This is a genomic window from Vibrio sp. 811 (assembly GCF_033339195.1).
The window spans coordinates 1-670 of record NZ_JAWOUB010000465.1 but is presented as its reverse complement, the minus strand read 5'-3'; the positions used below and the strand labels follow the sequence as shown (position 1 = coordinate 670).

1 protein-coding gene is annotated in these 670 nt (G+C 46.3%); it reads left to right on the top strand.

Annotated elements, in window-relative coordinates; all coding sequences use genetic code 11:
* Window positions 1–670: MMPL family transporter (locus R7Q46_RS27515; RefSeq protein ID WP_318078324.1), on the top strand; the 670-nt coding region annotated here is incomplete at both ends.

The following is a 670-nucleotide window of genomic DNA, read 5'->3' as shown; positions in this document are numbered from 1 at the left end:
AACGTTGATCATGACGCTTGCGGTTGCTGACTGTGTTCATGTGATTGCGACCATGCGTCAATCAATGAAAAACGGGTTCACGAAAGCGCAGTCAATCGAGCGCAGTATCGCTTTAAATTTCGTGCCTATTCTGATTACATCCGTAACAACCGCGATTGGCTTCTTGATGATGAACATGTCCGATTCTCCTGTCCTGCGAGACTTCGGTAACTTGTCTGCTTTAGGTGTTATGGTCGCCTGTTTTCTTTCCGTTACCTTGTTGCCGGCGTTGCTCAAGTTGCTGCCTATCCACGTAAAAATGGAAACGTCACAAGACCAAAAACATGTCATGGATCGCTTAGGTGACTTTGTGGTTTCGCAACGAAGAGCCTTGTTGCCACTTTCGGTTGCTGTCATTGTCGTGTGCGCGAGTCTTATCCCACTTAACAAGGTGAATGACGAATCGGTAGAGTACTTTGGTCAACGTAACGAGTTTCGTCAGGCTGCTGATTTTATGGAAGAGCGAATCAGTGGCATGACCAACATCAGCATTGCGATTAAAACCAACGAGTCTCAAGGTATTGCCGCTCCTGATTTTCTTAACACGATAGGTGAGTTTTCTAGTTGGCTACGAGACCAACCTGAAACAGACCATGTGGCGACATTGGCAGATGTTTATAAGCGTCTCAAC